The 17,723-nt window shown below is 58.9% G+C and carries 22 protein-coding genes and 3 pseudogenes; 15 read left to right on the forward strand and 10 right to left on the reverse strand.

Annotated elements, in window-relative coordinates; translation table 11 throughout:
• Together AC07XB_RS35905 and AC07XB_RS35910 are read right to left on the reverse strand one after the other, a co-directional pair.
• Positions 1-642, reverse strand: a 642-nt coding sequence (locus AC07XB_RS35905; RefSeq protein WP_492832518.1) for a hypothetical protein, incomplete at its 3' end; no start/stop codon positions are given.
• Between the two features lie 182 nt (positions 643-824).
• Positions 825-943 (reverse strand): annotated as a pseudogene (locus AC07XB_RS35910) (IS5/IS1182 family transposase); the annotation flags it as partial.
• A gap of 78 nt (positions 944-1,021) precedes the next feature.
• On the opposite strand from AC07XB_RS35910, the gene AC07XB_RS35915 reads away from it, so the two are divergent.
• The gene (locus tag AC07XB_RS35915; RefSeq protein WP_492832516.1) at positions 1,022-1,174 is read left to right on the forward strand and encodes a hypothetical protein; all 153 of its coding nucleotides are present in this window, start codon (positions 1,022-1,024) and stop codon (positions 1,172-1,174) included.
• Between the two features lie 3 nt (positions 1,175-1,177).
• On the opposite strand, the gene AC07XB_RS35920 is transcribed toward AC07XB_RS35915, so the two are convergent.
• A complete protein-coding gene (locus AC07XB_RS35920) occupies positions 1,178-1,711 on the reverse strand; it encodes a hypothetical protein (protein ID WP_492832514.1) in 534 nt (177 codons plus the stop codon).
• A 560-nt stretch (positions 1,712-2,271) separates the two neighbouring features.
• On the opposite strand from AC07XB_RS35920, the gene AC07XB_RS35925 reads away from it, so the two are divergent.
• From AC07XB_RS35925 to AC07XB_RS35940, 4 genes are all read left to right on the forward strand, one after another.
• Positions 2,272-2,412, forward strand: coding sequence for a hypothetical protein (locus tag AC07XB_RS35925; RefSeq protein ID WP_492832512.1), 141 nt, complete (start codon positions 2,272-2,274; stop codon positions 2,410-2,412).
• Positions 2,413-3,422: 1,010 nt separating this feature from the next.
• Complete coding sequence (locus AC07XB_RS35930) at positions 3,423-3,983, forward strand: hypothetical protein (RefSeq protein WP_492832510.1); 561 nt, start codon at positions 3,423-3,425, stop codon at positions 3,981-3,983.
• Positions 3,984-4,375: 392 nt separating this feature from the next.
• The gene (locus AC07XB_RS35935; RefSeq protein WP_492832508.1) at positions 4,376-4,834 is read left to right on the forward strand and encodes a hypothetical protein; all 459 of its coding nucleotides are present in this window, start codon (positions 4,376-4,378) and stop codon (positions 4,832-4,834) included.
• A 7-nt stretch (positions 4,835-4,841) separates the two neighbouring features.
• Positions 4,842-5,573: a hypothetical protein gene (locus tag AC07XB_RS35940; protein WP_492832506.1), complete on the forward strand. Its 732-nt coding sequence runs from the start codon at positions 4,842-4,844 to the stop codon at positions 5,571-5,573.
• Here AC07XB_RS35940 and AC07XB_RS35945 read toward each other — a convergent pair.
• Positions 5,553-5,915, reverse strand: a complete 363-nt coding sequence (locus AC07XB_RS35945) for an EAL domain-containing protein (protein ID WP_492832504.1) — start codon at positions 5,913-5,915, stop codon at positions 5,553-5,555. The genes AC07XB_RS35940 and AC07XB_RS35945 overlap by 21 nt on opposite strands.
• On the opposite strand from AC07XB_RS35945, the gene AC07XB_RS35950 reads away from it, so the two are divergent.
• Complete coding sequence (locus tag AC07XB_RS35950; RefSeq protein ID WP_492832502.1) at positions 5,826-6,014, forward strand: IS4 family transposase; 189 nt, start codon at positions 5,826-5,828, stop codon at positions 6,012-6,014. The genes AC07XB_RS35945 and AC07XB_RS35950 overlap by 90 nt on opposite strands.
• Here AC07XB_RS35950 and AC07XB_RS35955 read toward each other — a convergent pair.
• Both AC07XB_RS35955 and AC07XB_RS35960 read right to left on the reverse strand, forming a co-directional pair.
• Positions 5,976-6,347 carry a DUF7079 family protein gene (locus tag AC07XB_RS35955; protein ID WP_492832500.1) on the reverse strand — a complete coding sequence of 124 codons (372 nt, stop codon included), beginning with the start codon at positions 6,345-6,347 and terminating at the stop codon, positions 5,976-5,978. The two genes, AC07XB_RS35950 and AC07XB_RS35955, sit on opposite strands and share 39 nt — an antisense overlap.
• Before the next feature lie 178 nt (positions 6,348-6,525).
• On the reverse strand, positions 6,526-6,987 hold the full coding sequence (locus tag AC07XB_RS35960) for a hypothetical protein (protein WP_493688196.1): 462 nt from the start codon (positions 6,985-6,987) through the stop codon (positions 6,526-6,528).
• A 101-nt stretch (positions 6,988-7,088) separates the two neighbouring features.
• Here AC07XB_RS35960 and AC07XB_RS35965 point away from each other — a divergent pair.
• Positions 7,089-7,765, forward strand: a pseudogene (locus AC07XB_RS35965) (IS5 family transposase); the annotation flags it as partial.
• Here the strand turns inward: AC07XB_RS35965 and AC07XB_RS35970 are convergent.
• From AC07XB_RS35970 to AC07XB_RS35980, 3 genes and pseudogenes are all read right to left on the reverse strand, one after another.
• Positions 7,759-7,894, reverse strand: a pseudogene (locus AC07XB_RS35970) (IS66 family transposase); the annotation flags it as partial. The pseudogenes AC07XB_RS35965 and AC07XB_RS35970 sit on opposite strands and share 7 nt — an antisense overlap.
• 112 nt (positions 7,895-8,006) lie before the next feature.
• Positions 8,007-8,501 (reverse strand): hypothetical protein, encoded by a 495-nt coding sequence (locus AC07XB_RS35975; protein WP_492832496.1) that lies wholly within the window; start codon positions 8,499-8,501, stop codon positions 8,007-8,009.
• Positions 8,502-8,769: 268 nt separating this feature from the next.
• Positions 8,770-9,825 carry a tetratricopeptide repeat protein gene (locus tag AC07XB_RS35980; RefSeq protein ID WP_492832494.1) on the reverse strand — a complete coding sequence of 352 codons (1,056 nt, stop codon included), beginning with the start codon at positions 9,823-9,825 and terminating at the stop codon, positions 8,770-8,772.
• A gap of 619 nt (positions 9,826-10,444) precedes the next feature.
• Here AC07XB_RS35980 and AC07XB_RS35985 point away from each other — a divergent pair.
• The 8 genes from AC07XB_RS35985 to AC07XB_RS36020 all read left to right on the forward strand — a co-directional run bounded on the left by AC07XB_RS35985 (position 10,445) and on the right by AC07XB_RS36020 (position 15,050).
• Positions 10,445-11,329 carry an MBL fold metallo-hydrolase gene (locus AC07XB_RS35985; RefSeq protein WP_492832492.1) on the forward strand — a complete coding sequence of 295 codons (885 nt, stop codon included), beginning with the start codon at positions 10,445-10,447 and terminating at the stop codon, positions 11,327-11,329.
• Positions 11,330-11,837: 508 nt separating this feature from the next.
• A complete protein-coding gene (locus tag AC07XB_RS35990; protein ID WP_492832490.1) occupies positions 11,838-12,350 on the forward strand; it encodes a DUF3577 domain-containing protein in 513 nt (170 codons plus the stop codon).
• A gap of 251 nt (positions 12,351-12,601) precedes the next feature.
• Complete coding sequence (locus AC07XB_RS35995) at positions 12,602-12,901, forward strand: hypothetical protein (protein WP_492832488.1); 300 nt, start codon at positions 12,602-12,604, stop codon at positions 12,899-12,901.
• A gap of 86 nt (positions 12,902-12,987) precedes the next feature.
• Positions 12,988-13,143 carry a hypothetical protein gene (locus tag AC07XB_RS36000; RefSeq protein ID WP_492832486.1) on the forward strand — a complete coding sequence of 52 codons (156 nt, stop codon included), beginning with the start codon at positions 12,988-12,990 and terminating at the stop codon, positions 13,141-13,143.
• An 81-nt stretch (positions 13,144-13,224) separates the two neighbouring features.
• Entirely contained in the window at positions 13,225-13,392 is a 168-nt protein-coding gene (locus AC07XB_RS36005; RefSeq protein WP_492372329.1) for a hypothetical protein, read from the forward strand.
• Between the two features lie 325 nt (positions 13,393-13,717).
• On the forward strand, positions 13,718-13,975 hold the full coding sequence (locus AC07XB_RS36010; protein ID WP_492832484.1) for a type II toxin-antitoxin system Phd/YefM family antitoxin: 258 nt from the start codon (positions 13,718-13,720) through the stop codon (positions 13,973-13,975).
• Positions 13,976-13,984: 9 nt separating this feature from the next.
• The gene (locus AC07XB_RS36015) at positions 13,985-14,395 is read left to right on the forward strand and encodes a type II toxin-antitoxin system VapC family toxin (RefSeq protein WP_492832482.1); all 411 of its coding nucleotides are present in this window, start codon (positions 13,985-13,987) and stop codon (positions 14,393-14,395) included.
• A gap of 415 nt (positions 14,396-14,810) precedes the next feature.
• Complete coding sequence (locus AC07XB_RS36020; protein WP_492832480.1) at positions 14,811-15,050, forward strand: protein L; 240 nt, start codon at positions 14,811-14,813, stop codon at positions 15,048-15,050.
• Between the two features lie 931 nt (positions 15,051-15,981).
• Here AC07XB_RS36020 and AC07XB_RS36025 read toward each other — a convergent pair.
• Positions 15,982-17,694, reverse strand: coding sequence for a CocE/NonD family hydrolase (locus AC07XB_RS36025; RefSeq protein ID WP_492372323.1), 1,713 nt, complete (start codon positions 17,692-17,694; stop codon positions 15,982-15,984).
• Between the last annotated feature and the right edge of the window lie 29 nt (positions 17,695-17,723).

Raw genomic sequence — 17,723 nt, forward strand, 5'->3', positions numbered from 1 at the left:
GGCTTTGCAGTGCAAGTCTTCCTGCCACACGAGCGCCAAAGTGCGGTTCGTCAATACGGTATTGGCCGGGCCGTTACACTTCGAGCGCAGCACGCGATTGATCTTGGCGATACCGGGGCCGTCGACCAGCAATTCAAGCGTTTCTTCTCCGCCTGCACGTAGCCGCCGGAACGGCTTGCCCTCGAAGACCTCCTGTTTGCCTATTGCCACCGGTTGCACGGTTTCGAGCCGGTCGTTAAAAGAGTTACTCGCGCAGGGCAACTCATCGCCCTCATCGCTGATCGGGGTGAGCGCAAGCGGCAACGAGCGACCTCTCTTCGGGTGCTTCCACTCGCCCTTCAGGCGACCATTGTCCATCGTCTGCAGCGACCACGATCCAGTCTTGACGTCCTTACCGGCCTTCGAATCGTAGCGCGACTCGAACCAGCCCGTGCCGTCCTTTTCACGTTGAAGCTGGATCGGCTTGAGGTAATGCAGGTAGTAGTAGCTGCCCGACCCCGTGGTATCGCCGTTGAAGCAGGCAACGATGTTCTGGGTGCCCAACGTGCCTTCCCAAACGCCTTGCAGTGATTGGGCCTGGGCATCATCTGCCCCGGCCAAAGGCGGCAAAGCCACGACTAGTCCGGCGAGCGCACGCACCATTTTTCCAAATCGGTTTCGCATAGTCGTCTTAGCTGCCCGACGCCGAGAGTTTACGCATGGCGGCCTCAAATTTGAAGTGCAACACCTTGCCATCCGCTAAGGGTGGGGTGAATGACAAGAACGAAATACCAACAACTACAACCCGGAGAGCGCATGCGCATCGAGATCCGGAAGGCGGAGAACGCCAGGTCTATTCGCGCGAACGTGCGGATCGCCATGCTGTCGTACAGCGCATCTTCCAGTGCCTCGTCGGGCGGCCTCGCCGTTTCTTGGGATAGTGCGGCTCGATCCCTGCCAACAGCCCAAGGCAGTAGTTGTTCAACCCTGCTGATAGGGGGGGGGCCGCGGCACGCCCAAGCCACGTTCGTAGGCCATCGCCATGTCCATCCGTGCAAACTCATCGTCCTGCACGGCGGTCTTCCGCAACCATTTCACGCCTTCACGCTTTTTTGCTCAGGAGCATGCCTTCGCCGTTGAACAGCGCGCGAAGATACCTGCGCTGGCGGTTTCCAGCCGACGTGACGAGGATTGATCCTCAGCCATTTCCCAGCAATGCATCAAGATGCGCCATCGCCTGTTGCTGATTCATTGCGCTGCGTTCATTGATGTCCATATCAAATGCCTGCAAGCACTTGCTAAGCTGTCGCAATTGGTCTTCGTCATCCTTGACGCAGAAGATATACGCATTCTCGAACGGCAACAGGTCAACTAAGCGCAGGCCTTGGGGCTGAAGGATGGAATTGATATGCTCCAAAAAAGGCAACTCGTATTGCAGGGTATAGGCGGCCTCCGCGTCAGGGAATTCAACATCCTCGATAAGGCTAATGATGAAGTCATCGTCATAGTCTGCGAAATCGATGCCAGAGAGAGATTGGAGGGCAGGTACGTGACCGAAATACTCTTTCCACTCCTCATAGGCGAGGAGACCCTGTTGCTCAAGATGATTGGCGAACCACGCCAATACATCCGACCTGTCAGTACTGGCTGGTGGCGCAGCACGCAGCGGCGATGGATCTAGCTGCGGAACGCAAAGTGCCAGAATTTCAGTTAGTTTGTTGACGTTGTCCATACTTCTGCCATCTGGATTCTGTTGGGAGCGGAGTGGCTTGGTGCCGTGAAATGGTCAAGTACACTCAATTGGTTGGGACGGTGCTGGCCACCGAGTTGATGATCCCCATTCGCTCCGGGTATCTCCTTTCCGATTGGAAAAGACTGGAACTGACGGAGCCCCATTTGGCTTACCAACGCGAGTGTATCCGTGGAAACGCAGCATGCCCACGACTGGCTCTATAAGGTGGTCCTGCCGATGCTTGATGCCAACCATGGCATCCATGGCAGAGCTTGCGCCGGGTCCACCCCACGCGAGCCCCAGTGCCTGCAAGATGCGGATATCGCAGGAAAAAAAGGGGGGCAGCGAACGCACGCCGCAAGTCTACTGGAGGCATACCGCCAATGAAATCGGACAAGTCCTAAATGACGCGAATCTGGAATACTAATTTTCGGTTTTTGACGAGTAGTACATGGGAGCCATTGGCAACGGTGGCATAGCGCTCGCTGGCGAGAGGCGGGCGGTGGGGACATGCGCTCCCCAAACGGTTGCCAAGGACGGACGGGACGAGACCGGAGGCCATGATCGTGCGTGACCCCATCGCGGCCACGTTCCGCGGCATGCGCAGCAGTGCACCGCAGACAGCGAATATAGCGACGCTGATCGGGAAGACCAACAGCGGCACCGTGGTACTGGCCCAGGCACGACTGTCGGCTGCTTGAAGGAAACGATTGGCGACGGGTGTGGCGTATGGCGCGGTCGATAGCTCGCTGTTTAGGACGTGTCCGATTTCATTAGCGGTATGCCGCCAGTACACTGGCGGCATACCTTATCGAAACGCGACATGAAGCAACAGAATACACGCCGAGCCCCGATGCTAGGACTCGCCGCTATTTCGGTGGCTGTCGGCAGCGCCTGGGCTGACGAGGCCGAGGACCTGTACCCGGGATGAGAGGTGGCAAGTGCGAGCCACCGCCACCTTGCACGCACGGGCCAAGGCTCGCGTAGCCGCGGCCCAGGCACATCTGGGCGTTGCCTTTGGCCGCGGGACCTGCGTCAAGGATGACAGGGCGGTGGGCATGGCGTGGCCACGCGGGTGCAGCAGGGCGAGGCGTTGCCTGAGCTGTCCGGCGTACTGTTCGAGCAGGCCATGGCAAGCGTGTCTCGCGATAGGTGTTTGCCTTGGCTGTGTTCTCGGTCCATTTCAGCCCTACGTCAAACTGAGCCGGTCGGAGGCGTTCGACGGCAAGCGCACGGTACGCACCAACGGCATCGCCACCCGGACCGACCTGTCCGGCGGCCGCACCGAACGGGGCCCGGGGCGTCGCCGCGTCACTGGGCACGAGCCACCGCCCGTATGTCGACTACGAGTATGCAAGCGGCTCCAGGCTGGACGAGCCGTGGTCGGTCAGCATGGGCTACCGGTATATCTGGTGATCCCAGTCCCGAGCCCCGCGAGGGTATCGGCAGGTGGACCCACGCGGCATGTTTGCCAAGCCCCTGAACCAGGGGCTAGCCCGGATGGATGCAGCACGCCTCGCGACGAGCGGAATTCGGAAAATTCGTCTGAATCGAACGAACACTTCTGGCGAGCTCAGTGTCAGCGGCAGGGCACAACGCGTCTCCGTGGACGCCCCATGGAAGGCAGATCCCTGCCCAGTGGGCGCAACGATTGCATCAAGATAACCTGAATACGAATAAGGACCGCTTTGATCCCCAATAAGGAAGTAGCATGACTCATCCACGAACCCCGCCGGCCTCCGAAGCACTCGCATTGTTTCGCCACAGTCGGATCGGCCCCATTTTCTTAGCCATTTTTGCCGCCGTCCTGGCCGGCGCGTCAGGCTTTGTACTGTATCTGAGCACGATTCTTCCGGCGAGTACACGGCATGCAGCAGCGCCCATCCGGTACTCTCACGTGAATCTGGTCACCCCCGACAATCTCAGCCTCCACCATGGCAGTTCCGCTTTCATGGCGATACTGGTATTAATCGTGCTGCTGCAATGCTATATGGTGATAAGGCGGCGCAAGAGCCGTTTTGAACTGCACGAAGACGGGGTGGTTCATCAGATCGGCGAGACGCGCACCTATGCGCCTTTTGCTGCCATCCAGGATGTCTATCTGTTTGCAAGTGGCCAAACCGCCCTCGCAGGATCGATCAACAACTTTGCCTACCGCACCACGCCGGAACAGAATTGGGTCCTGGTATCCGGCGAGCTCAGGGGCTTCGACGATTTCATGGACGAATTCCGTACACGCCATGTTGCTCATCGCCTGCCCGTCCTGGAATAGCAAATCGCGGATGGCCATCGTGCCACTTTTCGCTATATCCGAACTACGGATTTCTACATAAAACGCTGGATTGGCCGCTTCCTGGCTCTGAAAACGCAAGAACTGACACTCTCGAACGAAGGGCTGCACGTTGATGGCGTCACCTGGCCTCTCAGCACGCTAAAACGTCTCGAACTGGGCAAATCGACCGAGAGATTGACCATTCAAGACCTTGGGGGGAAAACCGCGTTCTCATGCATGGGCACCGGCATACTCAGTTCCGACGTGTTCATCGAACTGGTTTGCGAACAGATCGGCCAAACGCAGGCACATACCTGACGTTGGGATATGGCCCATTTCCCGCCCACGTCTCGCCGCGTGGAACGCAACGGGAAAGCCGAAGTACATCGCAGATGTTCGATCCCGGCCGCAGGGGAACGAGCGTCTCGCTTGCAGACGCCCAACCTCGCCTGCAAGGCTATCTTGGCCAAACCTTCGCCGCTGGCCTTGTAGCCGCATTCGTCGGCGGTGCCGTCGTCTTCGACACGATCTGGACTGATCCGGTTGCCAAGCGGGATCAGGCGATTTCTGAACTGGAGCGCACGCTGCAGGACCAGGACTCGAATGGTGACGATGCGTGCGTAATGGAAGATGACTCGGAGCGGTTCGATCCCCCCAGGTTGACGCGCTACGATCTATGCAAACTTGGCCAGCCACGCCCCTTCGCCAGAACCATAAGGCACGGCGAGACCAGCGGTTCCAATTCGAGCAGCAGGCACAGGCCATCCCGCTGCTCAGCCGGCGTCCGCCACGACGGATTCGCTCCGATGACTGTTAATCACTGTCTTCTCAAAAAACAACGCAACTCTTAGGATCACGATGAGAATTTCAGCACTGATACCAATTTTGGCAGCCCTGATCCCGCCACTCAGCCAAGCCCAGGAGAGCGACGACTTTCCTCCGTGCCGCTATCCGACGGTAACGGCTAGCGGGCAGCAGCACAGTGATTTCGTACCGCGCGACTGGAGGGTACTGGCAAGCGCCGCAGGCGATCTGAACAACGACGGCAAGGCTGATGTGGCACTGGTGCTGCAAGGCAACGACGCCGCTTACCGACGCAAGAACGATGGCCTCGGAGAGTCGGAGATCGATGCCAATCCGCGCATGCTGGTGCTGGCCCTGTCCAACGCCCATGGCGGTTTCAATAAACTTCTGCAGAACAACGCCTTTATCCCTCCGCACGACAATCCGGTGGCCGACGATCCCTTCGACGGGATCGCCATCGAACGTGGCCTGCTGATGGTGTCCTTTCGCCTGTCGTCGATGAGTGCAGGGACCTGGGACACGAGCACCACGCGTTATGCCTTCCGCTACCAGCAGCAGGCGATGACCATGACTGGCTACGACTACAACTATTTTCATCGAGGTTCCGGCGAGGAGCGTAGCATTAGTGCAAACCTCTCGACGGGCAGACGACGAATGAGTCGCACTGGCCTGGAAACTGGCAAGGCCACTGTATCGTGGAAACGCATGGACGCGCGGCAGATCCCCTCCCTTGAGCGTATCCATAAAGACGGCATTTCGCAGGGACTAGTGCTTTTCGGAGATTGAGTAGAGGCAGTGGGAAAAGCTCCGGTTGGCGTGTTCGGGAACTGGGGTCGCTATGCGATCCAATACTCCTCGAACACCTATGATGGTGTCGAGCACCACGGCGTTGACGGAGTCCGTGCCGATGCCCATGACGAACGAGCGATCGATCTTGAGGAAATCGGCATCGAGCTGTTCAAGGTAGGACAGCGAACCCTGCCCCGTGCCGAAGTCGTCGAGCGCCCAGAGCGCGCCCTGAATCAGAGGATTTGCCTGGTGGCCTCTCTGGGAGGACCGCTTGGGCGCAAGAGTGATGGCGAACCCTGCGCCAAAACGATCTGGATAGGCACGCAGCGAACAATGCATGCCGCCTTTCTGATTCAGGCGCGGCGGGAGGGTTCATGGGTTCTGTATAACGAGATGCTGTTAGCCCTCCTTCTTGGCTATCTCGATTTCGTCTTTTAGCTGGGTCCATGCCTTCGCACTAATTAGACGTATAAAACGCCCTGTCACAGCGGATAGACATTTACCCAGCACCCCCTGTTCAGCCCTCTTCTTGACCAGTGACTCAATATCCACTAGCAGTTGCTCTTCGTCGAAGTGCCACCAAATAGATGGCGTCGGTGTCAGCATATTGCTGATGCAAACGGGTGCCACTCTTTCAAACAGAGCGAACTCAACCTCCTCAATGGAGTAATATTTTGCCACCTCCGCGATTTTCTTGTAGTCGACCTCGCTATCTACAAAAAGATCAGAGAGCGCCGACCGTAGTTTCCGTTGATATAACTTATTTTCCATTTTGTAAGCTCCTTTATCTCATCATCCATGGAGTCAGCCGGTCTCGAGGCAGCCCAGTCAGATGTAACCACAGCAACCAACATCAATCCGATTGCGAATTTCCGTTGCGTTTGGCATCGCAAGATGGAATGAATTCACTTCCATCAGGCAGTCGCGTGTACTGACGGTATTCCTGAGCTCAATCTGCGGACTTGCTGACACAAAAAACAGCCGAATAACTATATCTTGGCTGGTAAGCATTACTAATTCGAAATACATAAGTCCTATTTGATTCGAGCTTCAACGGCAAATTATTTATTTTATGGTAATATAATTCATAGCCATCTGGCGCAACACCAAATACGATGCAATCGCCAGGCTTTAGCACTAATGGTCTGGCGCCCGCTTCGAGTGCTGCCCCCCAAGAGCCGGGATTTATTGCATAGCTCTCATAGACTGATATCCAGCCGACTGAAAACGCCTTCCCTGCATCCTTCGGGAAGCAAATAGCAGGCTTACTGTCAATCGAATCAATGTCGGCAGTCGCCTTACGTCCAAATGATGTCGCGTTAGCGAAGACCCCAATCACCAAAAATAGACCAACCAATACAAGTGCTGAATATTTCATGCTTTCTTCGCTCAAATAGGAAGGTTGTTGCATAAATCCGGTGGCGCGAGCTGACGTTTGCGCGCAACAGTCGGTGCGGCAGGTCTGCTAGTTTTCCGGGGACTTGCGTTGCTTCTCGATTTTTCCCCGGGAAGATGCGTAAGGACGAGCACAAGCGAAACGAGCCGAAGGGGGTCTATCGTGTCAGGAACCGGGCGAGCTACCACGCCGGCTTGATCGCGAGAGGTGACGTGACGATGTGGGTCGACGAAAGCGTACTGGGCACGGTTCCCGATGGCACGTTGCCCAGGCTGGGGCGGCCGCACATCTACTCGGACGCGACGATTCAGATGCTGCTTGGGCTCAAGCAAGTCTTCCATCTGCCTCTGCGGGCTCTCCAGGGCTTCGCGTGCTGCCTGCGCAAGCTCGCATTCCCCGAACTGCCGGTATCGAATGACGATCGAAGGAAGTCCCTGTGGGACACGACGTTGAGCCGCCACGCGCAGGAGCTCGCGGTGACGTTGCCAGCCATGTACACCGGTGAGTCGATGCACCTGCTGGTGGACAGCACTGGCGTGAAACTGTATGGCGAAGGCGAATGGAAGGTGTGCAAACAAGGCTATTCGAAGCGGCGCACCTGGCGCAAGGTGCATCTGGCAAAGATGCGAATACCGGCCAGGTATGCGCTGCACCGATGACGCATCAAGACGTCGCCGATGCCGACGCGTTGCCCGAACTGCTCGATCAGATCCCTGAAGACGTGCCGATTGGCACCGTCGGCGGTGACGGCGCGTATGACACGAGGCAGTGTCATGATCAAATCGAAGCGCGCAACTTGCGTTGCGTCGCTTCGAACCACATGCTTCATGTCGTCGAGCAACGGCATGGCGAGCACCTGCCGTACCCGCTGGCGTTCGTCTGAAGGCTTACCTCGGATCTGTTCCTCGATACGGTAAAGTGCGCGACAGCTCATGCACCACAGGCTCGCACGAGCTCTCGTCAATCACTGTCACTGGCAGGAGGGTCAGATAGGGGTAGTGGCGGTGCCAGGACAAGCATCGCTCCTACCGGGATTAGCGCTTTGACGCGCCCGTCTTCCCGCCAAGCAACGGGTTGGGATACTCACAGCCCAACTCTACCCGCCCCTCATACTCGCGCGCCACGATCCACGCACCGCGTGTGCTTTCGCGGGCCAGGCCCCGGCCGGCCACGCCGCGCAGACCGAGCTGTTGGGCCACGGCGTCGAGATCGGTGGCGCTGGTGATGCCATAGGCAGTGTAGTTGCCGAGTTGGTAGGAGCCGAACCGCACGTTAGTGGCGGTCAGGCCGGCGACGTTGACGGGCTTCGGAGTGCGATACACGTCTGAGGCAAAGCCGCTCAATTCTTCATTCTTGCTCCAGCTTGGCAGTCCGCCGTCTTCCAGCGCGTCGACATAGGCGGCCACACCGCTGGCTTCGCCCTTGCATTCGAGAAGGGAGGGCAGCGACGGCAGCTTCGCCGCATGAACGTGCGCGGGTCCGCCGATGACAAGCATGACAGCACTCAGGCGCAGCAGTTGTTTTTTCATTCCTATTTTTTCCGAAGTTGGGATTGGGTCAATATTGGCCATCAAGGGGGCACACAGCGCGACGAAATCCGATGCCGCTCTTCTTGGCCTTTCCATAGCGCCGTCTTTTCCCGACACAGCGCCACTACGTTGTCGAACCGAGTCATAACATTCCTGCCCTTGGCCACTTCGAATAGCTCTCATTGAAGCAATAAGGTGCTCGCTCGGATCGCTCCGTGCGGGAGGAGGGTGCCGACTCTTGACAACTGGTGGTTCAGCAACACGTGGCTCACTGCATTGTTGTCGTGAGATCCTGTCCCACCTTCCACTCGCGCGCCAGCCGCTCGGCCTCTGCCCGCTGTTTGGCGGTCAGGTCCTTCTCGATTTCAGTGCGCAGTTTCACGCCCTCCGCATCCGGCTTGACCCCGCGGGTCGATAGCAGCACCCAGGCATAGGCCAGTACCCTGTTGCGCGGCACGCCCAAGCCATGTGAGTAGGCTATCGCCAGGTCCAACTGGCCAAACTCATTGCCCTGCACGGCGGCCTTCCGAAACCAATTCACGCCTTCACGCTTGTTGCTCAGGAGCATGCCTTCGCCGTTGAACAGCGCGGAGCCAAGGTACACCTGCGCATCCGCGTCGCCTTGCTCGGCCGCCTTGCGCATCCATTTGACCGTTTCGCGGGCGTCCACCGCCACGCCGTCGCCGTTGCGGTATCGGTATGCCAGGTTGAACTGGGCCGCCGCGTTGCCTTGCTCCGCCGCCAGGCGGAGCCAGCGCACAGCCTCGGCCGGGTCCTTGGGCACGCCCTCGCCATGCAAATACATCATGCCAATCTGATTGCGTGCATCCGCGTCGCCCTGCTCGGCCGCCTTGCGCATCCATTTGACCGTTTCGCGGGCGTCCACCGCCACGCCGTCGCCGTTGAGGTATCGGTATGCCAGGTTGAACTGGGCCGGCGCGTAGCCTTGCTCCGCCGCCAGGCGGAGCCAGCGCACAGCCTCGGCTGGGTCCTTGGGCACGCCCTCGCCATGCAAATACATCATGCCAATCTGATTGCGCGCATCCGCGTCGCCCTGCGCGCCGGCCTTGCGCAGCCACACCGTGGCCGCCTGCATGTCCATCTTGATGCAGGTGCCAAAGTAATAGGCCATAGCCAGCTTCGTCTGGGCCGCGACCGCGCCGGCCTTAGCCCGCGCTTGCAAGGTGGTGGTGGCGGGCTTGCACTTGCCAGCCGCCATCGCCGCATACAGGTCCTCGGCCTCGCCAGCCCAGGCGATGCCGGCGGCCATGGAAATGGCGGCGAGTCCCAGTATCAGGGCTCGGCGTGCTTCACTTTGCTTCATGTCGCTCTTCGGTAAGGTATGCCGCAAGTTTACTGGTGACATGCTGTCAATGGAATCGGACACGTCCTAATTATTGAGCGTTGTCTGCGCCTTCGCTGTTATTGGCGCGGTACGCTTCCCACATCCTGTGCAATCCAGATTAATTGAGTGGGTTCTGCAGAGCCTACCGTGCCCAATCACCGACATTCGCGTACAGTACGGGGGCTCAGTTCTATTGAAGTTTTCCGTTTTGACGAGTCTTAAGCTTGCAGTGAGCTCATCTGCATCGGATGCCTTCTTCGGGGCCATTTCGGTACTGAAATTGTCTGACTCACGGCGACCGCGAGAAGTGGCTTCTATCTGTCAACGAAGGCAATATGCGGGTACCGCGATCCACCGCGCTGGTCCAGATGCTAAGCAGCGACGAAGCCGAATGTTTGCAGAACAACGTCGATGAACTGTGAAGCAGGGGCTATTGAATTTCCGGCCATGGGAATATTCCGTTCAGTACTTACGTGAAATCAATGGTGTTCGGAACGCCGCTGCGAGCAACGGCGTACATGAGCGGAATACACGTGCACCGAGTGGCCACCGCTTCGGCTTAGTGGCTTGCTTGAGTAATGAGGAGCAAAGCTACAGCATGACCTTCAATCTTGAATGCACCGTCTCGCGCTTTGAGCACGATGGATGCAGGGTGCATCAGTATGGATCCGGGGCAGATACTTTCCATACCAACGCCTTCATCGTCGAAACCGCGAAGCAACTGGTCATCATCGACACGATGATGACCGTATCCGAAGCGCGCGGACTCAAAGCCTATGCCGGGTCCATCGGCAAGCCGCTGGCAGCGATCCTGATCACGCATGGCCATCCGGATCACTACAACGGCGTTGGCCAGCTCCGCGATATCGCCGGCAAGGTCCCGGTGATCACAACGCGAGCGGTCAATGCGGCCATCCACGGGAGCGTCGATAGCAAAGCGCTGAAGTGGAAGCCGATCTTCGGTGCCGAGTGGCCCGATGACAAGTTCACCGCAGACAGGTTTATGGCGACAGGCGAAGCGATGTGGATCGATGGGCTTCGCTTTGAACTGGTGGAACTCGGCAAGGGCGAATCTGCCTGCGATACCTGCTGGCTGGTCGGAGAGAGCCGGCGGGCAGTCTTCGTTGGCGACGTCGTGTTCAATGGCGTGCACTCGTTCATGAACGATGGCCACTCGACGCAGTGGCTGCACAGCCTGACGCAATTGGAATCCATCCTGATGCCGGAAGACAGCATCTACACAGGCCATGGGCAGCCCGGAGCGCCGGCCATGGCCGTACCTGAGCAGCGGCGCTACCTCGAACACTACCGCCAGACAATTCGCCTGCTGGCATGCGGACGGCCCTGGCTCGATGGAGCTGCCAAGGGCGCCTTGGTGTGCGAAATGAATGCGTATCTGGGCACTGACAGATTGGCGGTGTTCGTGCAGGCAGGTGCCGACGCCGTGGCGCGGGAGTTGGCAGAGCAGCAGCCTGGGGATTGACCTCCCCCATTTTCCCTAATGAGGACCGGGTTGGCCCCAATCCCATCGTCTGCTCGGCGGAACAGCAGCACAGGAGTATCGCTAGGCGTTAGCACCGCCGCGGCATCATGGTCATTCCATTCTTACTGCGGAAAAATTGTCCGTAGCGCCTCACGGCGTGCGAGTGTCGGCACTGCCGACGAATCAAGTTAGGCAGCGGCATGAGCGCGCCCGCAACCGGACAAGTCCTATTTTGTGAGATTTGCCGCATCGAGAGGTGCTTGACATCTTCCAAATCTTCGCGTTGAACAGAACCGTTTTAGCTGGCCTCGGCCCCGTCCGATCTCGGTTATCGGATCAATCCCTGTCAGTTCACCTGACGGCCTTGAACGTTGCTCGGTCCATGAAATGGCAACGGATCCCTCTGGGATCTTGGACGTGATCAAAATCTGATTGATTGTCCCAGCTGGGGGTTCTAACACTCCCGCCGGGATGTGTGGACTCCCTTTTTTCATTTTAGGAGCCCATCATGTCGCAATCCCAATCCGCTTCCCAGCAAGTCCAATCGCAGTACTTCGATCTCCACATGTCTGGTATCGGCTATCTCTCACGCGTGCGTGATGTGCCGACCGACAATGGTCCTGTGCTCGCCTGCAACATCGCTGCTCTGCGTGGCAAACGCGATGACGCCCAGTACACGTACTGCGACGTCTACGTCGTTGGTCAACGCGCCAAGGAAATCGTCAAAATGCTCGAGCAGGATGTACTCGCCGATCGGAAAGTCTTGATCGGCTTCAAGCTCGGAGATCCGTCTGCCCAAGCCTATAAGGTTAGGGAGGGCGAATCGCAAGGCGAAATCCGTACCGTGATTCGTGGGCGTTTGCTCCCCGCCGTACCGGGTCGTATGCTTGAGTCGCTGACCTGGTGGGTTCTGAAGGGGTTCTCCCTTTCGGAACCTCCAGGTTGTCACAGGATGTTCCCGGTTTGTGCGTTGTCCGGCCAATTCAACGCTCAGCAAGCTCTGCTTGCGCCCTTAGGATGAAACTGGGTCTCTGAAATGGTTTCAGACCGGAACTCCCTGAGTCTGCACGCCTCCCACGCTGCGTCCTCACGGATGCGCAGGCTCACAGTAACCGGCCATGTAGCAGCAGGGCGTTGGACTGAACCCCCACGTTCCAATGAATCACCCGCGGCCATCTACTGATGGCTGTTCCCTTTCCACCCTTGCGGGCTGACGCCGCCCGCTCGGGAAACTGGTGCGTCTGCCGCTCAACACTGACGGGAGATCTCACCATGTATTTGTTTTCTCAACATAGTACGGCCGACCACTACGTCGACGTTCCGCCCGGTTTCAATTTCGATGCCGCGTTTGACGATGACGTTGTCAGTCCGAGCCACCGCGAGGACCGCGCTACCAGGCACGCTCCGTGTGATGACCGTCAGCTCTTTGGCGACAGTATTTTTTACGAACGCCTCGAAGCCGGCTTGTGTGTTGTGCTGGAAGAAGGTCTGTCACGGTTCCAGCGCTACGCGCAACAAGGCTGGCTCATTGAGCTTGGTTATGCCTTCGACGGCGCGACCCGCTGCTGGTGACAGTGGCAGCCGTCCCGGCTGAGGGAAAGAAGATCTGGGTCAACGCCGAATACTGTGTGGAGTTTCATAAGCACAGCAAATGCGACGTGACATATTTCAAGGCGATGTTGGAAGTCACGACATTCATCGAAGCGAACTTCCGCCATTACGGGGAAGGATTCAAGGTCGACGGCATTAGCTTTCGACCCGCTCGCTTCGTGTGGGATTTGTTCGGCGAACTCGAGGAAGAGGGCGATCGGTGAGGTGTTGCTGACGCCGCGATGTTTCCAGCCGCCTGGGGAATCCGTCCCCTGGGATCGATTCCCGCTGTTAGGAGAATCGATATGGAGGGAAATCGCAAATCGTTCTGGCAGCACTGGAACGACTGGCTCTCGCAGGCTTCCGATCATGAACTGGAAGTGCTGGAGCGCTATCTGCGGCTTGCCGCAAAACGCAAGGGAAACACGAGTGTCTCCGGGGACAACCTGGTGCGCCTGTGGATCCGATGCTGAAGTAGGTATCAAACACAGCTTGACTCCTGCAATGGCTGTTGATCCCAGCGGGGAAATCGCTTCCCTGCCCAGGGTGACGATTTCCCTCGCCTTCGATATGCATGGTGTTGGAGATGTCACCGATGGAGCGAGGATTGAGCGCAGTGACGCCGCCCCGGGGCGGCTTTTTTGTCACTCGTCTTCTTGCCGATCATTGGAGTTGCGAGCAAGGCAGATGAAGGGGCGGCCGTAATCCTCTCGTATATTTGCGAATAGCGGACAACCGCTCTGCAAGCGGCCAAAGGAAGTGATAGACTAGTCAGGTAACTAGTTATATGGGGCAATCATGAAAGCATGGTCTGTTCAGGACGCCAAAGCGCGTTTCAGTGAATTTCTCGACGCCTGCCTCTCCAGCGGCCCACAGATGGTGACCAAGCGTGGTACCGAAGCGGCCGTCCTGGTGCCGGCGGCAGAATGGCGGCGATTGCATGCAGCGGCCAAGCCATCCCTTAAGGACCTCTTGCTCTCCGACACGGCCCGCACGGAATGTCTCGTGCCGCCGCGTGGCGCCGCACGTCGCCGGCGTGTCGTCCCGGCTCACTGAATGCATCGCATGTACCTGCTGGACACCAACGTCATCTCTGAACTACGGCGGCCTCGCCCTCATGGTGCGGTCGTTGAGTGGCTCCAATCGGTGACCGACGACAAGCTCTTCCTGTCGGCCGTGACCCTGGGGGAGATTCAGGCCGGCATCGAACTCACGCGCGACCAGGACGTCACCAAGGCTGACGAAATCGAGCGATGGGTGGATCTGGTTTCCGCCGTCTACAACGTGCTGCCTATGGATGCAGGCACCTTCCGCCTGTGGGCGCGGTTGATGCACCGGCGTTCCGAGACGCTGTACGAGGATGCCATGATCGCGGCAACGGCCAAGCAGCACCATCTGACCGTCGTGACGCGCAATGTTAGTGATTTCGCGGACTTCGGGGTCGACCTGTTGAATCCGTTCGAGCCGCATCGGTAGGGAACGCCCGCGGGGGCAAGGGAGAACGCATGAGTGGTTTTCGTCGCGAAGTGCGCAGCGCCATGCGCGCGCAGGCGAAATCGACGCCGAGCGCGCCGACGCGGCCCGGCGCGAGCCGCGCTATTCCTACGCTGACTTGACAGCCGTGGTCGGGGCGTCGATTGGGCTCTGGAAGGAAATGGCCGACAGAGAGACCGATTTCACTGCGAAAGGGTAGTTCCAGCAGTTCGCGCACGGCGCCGTCGTGGTGTGGGGCCGGCTGACGTATAGCGACCAGGCCCCCGGCGACGCGGCGCGGCTTCAAGCCTTGGTCGACGCGATCCGGCCGTCCGAGGATGAGTGGGAAAACGCCTCTTGAATCACATATGTCTGCCCTCAAGTGCGCCGGCAGGCCCATGGAGGGCTAGAGGAGAAAATGATGGCGTTGTACCTTGATGAAAAGGCAGTGAAAAAAGCCAAGCCGAACCAAGTTTTTGAAACGGAGCACGCGCCCGGAAAGACAGTGTCGCATTCGGGCATCCATGTCCGCACGGGATGCGGCCAAGAGCGCGCATTGAATGCGGGCGACCCGTTCACGACGCAGAACCACAAGCAGCACAGTACGAACCAAGGCGAGATCCGCTGGAAGCTGCGTGTCTATGCAGAAACCGAGTAAAGATAGCCGCCTCCGGGCGGCTTTTTTGTCATTCGCCATCATGCCGATAACCATTCTTATCAGCATGAGGAATCCGAGAGAAAAACTGGGCGGTTCAAGATCGGGTCGGACCGAATTCCAGCGAAATCAACGGCTTGTGTTAAGGCTAGGTTCGGTTGGCCAGCCGTAGCGTAGCGTAGCGTAGCGCCGCCAGCCGGGTTGCGTGGTCATTGCCGGTACTGTCTGATCGCCTCTTAACGGGCCAGCAGAAAGTTCGGAGAGTCGTTGCACGGCGTGATGCGGGAAGATGGCTAAGGTTCCGATACGGAGAGGTTCGGAACGATAGATAGATCGGAATCCCCTATCGGGCGCGGCTCATAGCTCCGAAACCCTGTCCCACCGGTTGGAAAGATGGAGGACGATGTGCTCATCGGTCGGTCTTACTTGGCTCGGTACCGAATACCGGGGATGCTGCGTGGGATCTGCAGCGGCCACGTGGGCATTTAGCAGGCGAGATCGCTGTCAAGCCAGATGGCTCTAATCGACCCTTCTCTGCCATTCGCAATCACGCCGACAGATGGCCGCTTCGGGCCGAACTACGGTCAACGCGTAGAGCTGCTATCGTCAGCGCGTCCCTTTCCCTGTGAGACGCGCCCGTCCGAATGGGGGGCATGCAACGCAAGCTGCTGCAAATTCCCGCCCGAAGAAGCATCGCCCGGGCCTCTGGATGGATCGAGAAGTTCATCGAGCCCTGTTGAGCGACGCCATATCAGGCCTGAAACGCAGCGGCGGGGCAAGCCGCTCTTTCAGTGTCATCTTGGTGGAATCTCCGCTCTGGCCGGCCATGCCTGTTGTGCGTTGGCGGCGTGCCGCAGCAGGAGGCCGGCGGCCGCAAATGCACCAGCGGTGCGCGCGAGGAATTTCCGACCCGTCGTGCTCATGGCGCCTCCGTTCAGCATGTTGCGGGAATGACGGGGAGAAGCAGGAACGACGCGTACTTCTCGCCCGTGTGAACGGTGGTCTGACCGGCGAAGCGGTCAGACCTGCGGTCGTCGGGGTGATCGTGCAGCAGCACCGACGAGCCGCGCATCGACTTGCCATAAATCTGCGGATAGGGTCCGGGCAGGTCGTGCTCGAAGTCCGAGCTGCCCACAGTCAGCACCAGCCGGTAGCCCTTCGGGAAGACGAAGCACATGGGCCAGATCTCGACCTGCAGCTCGTAGATCTCGTTCGGTTCGAGAAGTTGGATCTCCTGGTGCGTGTGCACGGGCTGATACGGCCTGGAGGCTTGAGGATCCAGCTTTCGGTGCGACGCTCTAAGCCAGCCTTGCGCGAGGGGGGCATTGGGTTCGACTGCCCCCAAGATCAGGTGCTCCTTGCCGTCCGGAGCGAAAGCCCGCAGCGTCAGGAACAGATCCGCATCGCGGGCCGTCGTGGAGATCCAGAGCGTGGCAGACAGCGGGCCGGTCACCTCGGTTTCGCGCTCGAAGGGTGCAGTGCTGAAGCTTACCTTGCCTGCCATGCCGTCAAACGAGACGCGCGAAGCTGTCACGCTCGGCTCCGATCGCAGGCTCGGTGCGCCGGCGTCCAGATACATGGGCGTCCATGCGGTGCGCGCCAAGGGCCATTCATGCTCGTCGCGCTCCACAAAACGATCCACGTGGCGCACCTGCATCTTGATCGGCGGCTGCCGATCCCAGCCGTTGTCCTCGCCCTTGAGGAAGCAGTCAAAAAACCGCTTCTGGAGCGCCACGCCGTAGTCCGTATAGAACTCCGTCCAATGCTCGAGCCCGTGCAATTCGAGCCACTTATGCTTCGAGCCGGCACCCAAGTAGCCTTGGACATTGCCGCGCAGGTGCAGGCCATGGCCACCCCAGTTGCCGCAGGAAAGCACCGGTACCTCGATCGCACCCAGGTCCGCACGGCGGCCGTCAAAGTAGCTATCAGTGATAAGCTCGGCGCTCAACTGCGTCGCGTTGATGTCGACGCGATTGGCGAGCAGTTCTCCGTCGCTGAGTTCTGCCGGCCCGGAGATCGGCAACCCGTTGTTAGGGTTCACACGCCCGCGCCGCCCCAGGCCGTGCTGCACGTTTTCCACCTGCTTCGGATACCAGGCCACCATGAACGTGTTGAGGATGCCGCCGTGCCGGCAGGCGTCGCGATAGTAGTCGGAGAACCCTTCGAACGGGCAGATCGCGGCCAGATGCGGAGGACGTTTCGCCGCCGCCAGCCATTGGGTGGCGCCGTAGTAGGAAACGCCGGCCAGGCCGATCTTCCCGTTGCTCCACGGTTGTTTCGCTGCCCATTCAATGCAATCGTAGAAGTCCTGCGCCTCGCGCGGGGAGAAGCAATCGATGACGCCCGGCGATCGGCCAGCGCCGCGCGAGTCCACGCGAATGCAGATGTAACCCAACGGCACCCATCTTTCCGGATCCGCGGTTTCCCAGTTCGCGTACTTGCCGCTGCTGCCCTTCAGAATTTCCGGGTGCTTAGTAGTGAGCGATTGCCATTGTGCGGGGAATCCCACCTGGAATGGCAGGCCTTTGGCGTATGGTCCGTAGGACATCAACACGGGGTAGCGTCCTTCCTCTTTCGGGCGAAAGACGTCGGCCCGAACCACCAAACCATCGTCCATGGGGATTTCAACGTCCCAATCGATTTGCATGTCTGGCTCCTGATCGGTTTATCTTGTAA

This window comes from Cupriavidus sp. GW821-FHT02F09, assembly GCF_059421605.1.

Excerpts from the sequence above, each read along its gene's own strand:
- AC07XB_RS35915 (WP_492832516.1), top strand. The coding sequence starts at position 1,022 with ATGTCCATCCGTGCAAACTCATCGTCCTGCACGGCGGTCTTCCGCAAC.
- AC07XB_RS35920 (WP_492832514.1), bottom strand. The coding sequence starts at position 1,711 with ATGGACAACGTCAACAAACTAACTGAAATTCTGGCACTTTGCGTTCCG.
- AC07XB_RS35925 (WP_492832512.1), top strand. The coding sequence starts at position 2,272 with ATGATCGTGCGTGACCCCATCGCGGCCACGTTCCGCGGCATGCGCAGC.
- AC07XB_RS35930 (WP_492832510.1), top strand. The coding sequence starts at position 3,423 with ATGACTCATCCACGAACCCCGCCGGCCTCCGAAGCACTCGCATTGTTT.
- AC07XB_RS35935 (WP_492832508.1), top strand. The coding sequence starts at position 4,376 with ATGTTCGATCCCGGCCGCAGGGGAACGAGCGTCTCGCTTGCAGACGCC.
- AC07XB_RS35940 (WP_492832506.1), top strand. The coding sequence starts at position 4,842 with ATGAGAATTTCAGCACTGATACCAATTTTGGCAGCCCTGATCCCGCCA.
- AC07XB_RS35945 (WP_492832504.1), bottom strand. The coding sequence starts at position 5,915 with ATGCATTGTTCGCTGCGTGCCTATCCAGATCGTTTTGGCGCAGGGTTC.
- AC07XB_RS35955 (WP_492832500.1), bottom strand. The coding sequence starts at position 6,347 with ATGGAAAATAAGTTATATCAACGGAAACTACGGTCGGCGCTCTCTGAT.
- AC07XB_RS35960 (WP_493688196.1), bottom strand. The coding sequence starts at position 6,987 with ATGCAACAACCTTCCTATTTGAGCGAAGAAAGCATGAAATATTCAGCA.
- AC07XB_RS35975 (WP_492832496.1), bottom strand. The coding sequence starts at position 8,501 with ATGAAAAAACAACTGCTGCGCCTGAGTGCTGTCATGCTTGTCATCGGC.
- AC07XB_RS35980 (WP_492832494.1), bottom strand. The coding sequence starts at position 9,825 with ATGAAGCAAAGTGAAGCACGCCGAGCCCTGATACTGGGACTCGCCGCC.
- AC07XB_RS35985 (WP_492832492.1), top strand. The coding sequence starts at position 10,445 with ATGACCTTCAATCTTGAATGCACCGTCTCGCGCTTTGAGCACGATGGA.
- AC07XB_RS35990 (WP_492832490.1), top strand. The coding sequence starts at position 11,838 with ATGTCGCAATCCCAATCCGCTTCCCAGCAAGTCCAATCGCAGTACTTC.
- AC07XB_RS35995 (WP_492832488.1), top strand. The coding sequence starts at position 12,602 with ATGTATTTGTTTTCTCAACATAGTACGGCCGACCACTACGTCGACGTT.
- AC07XB_RS36005 (WP_492372329.1), top strand. The coding sequence starts at position 13,225 with ATGGAGGGAAATCGCAAATCGTTCTGGCAGCACTGGAACGACTGGCTC.
- AC07XB_RS36010 (WP_492832484.1), top strand. The coding sequence starts at position 13,718 with ATGAAAGCATGGTCTGTTCAGGACGCCAAAGCGCGTTTCAGTGAATTT.
- AC07XB_RS36015 (WP_492832482.1), top strand. The coding sequence starts at position 13,985 with ATGTACCTGCTGGACACCAACGTCATCTCTGAACTACGGCGGCCTCGC.
- AC07XB_RS36020 (WP_492832480.1), top strand. The coding sequence starts at position 14,811 with ATGATGGCGTTGTACCTTGATGAAAAGGCAGTGAAAAAAGCCAAGCCG.
- AC07XB_RS36025 (WP_492372323.1), bottom strand. The coding sequence starts at position 17,694 with ATGCAAATCGATTGGGACGTTGAAATCCCCATGGACGATGGTTTGGTG.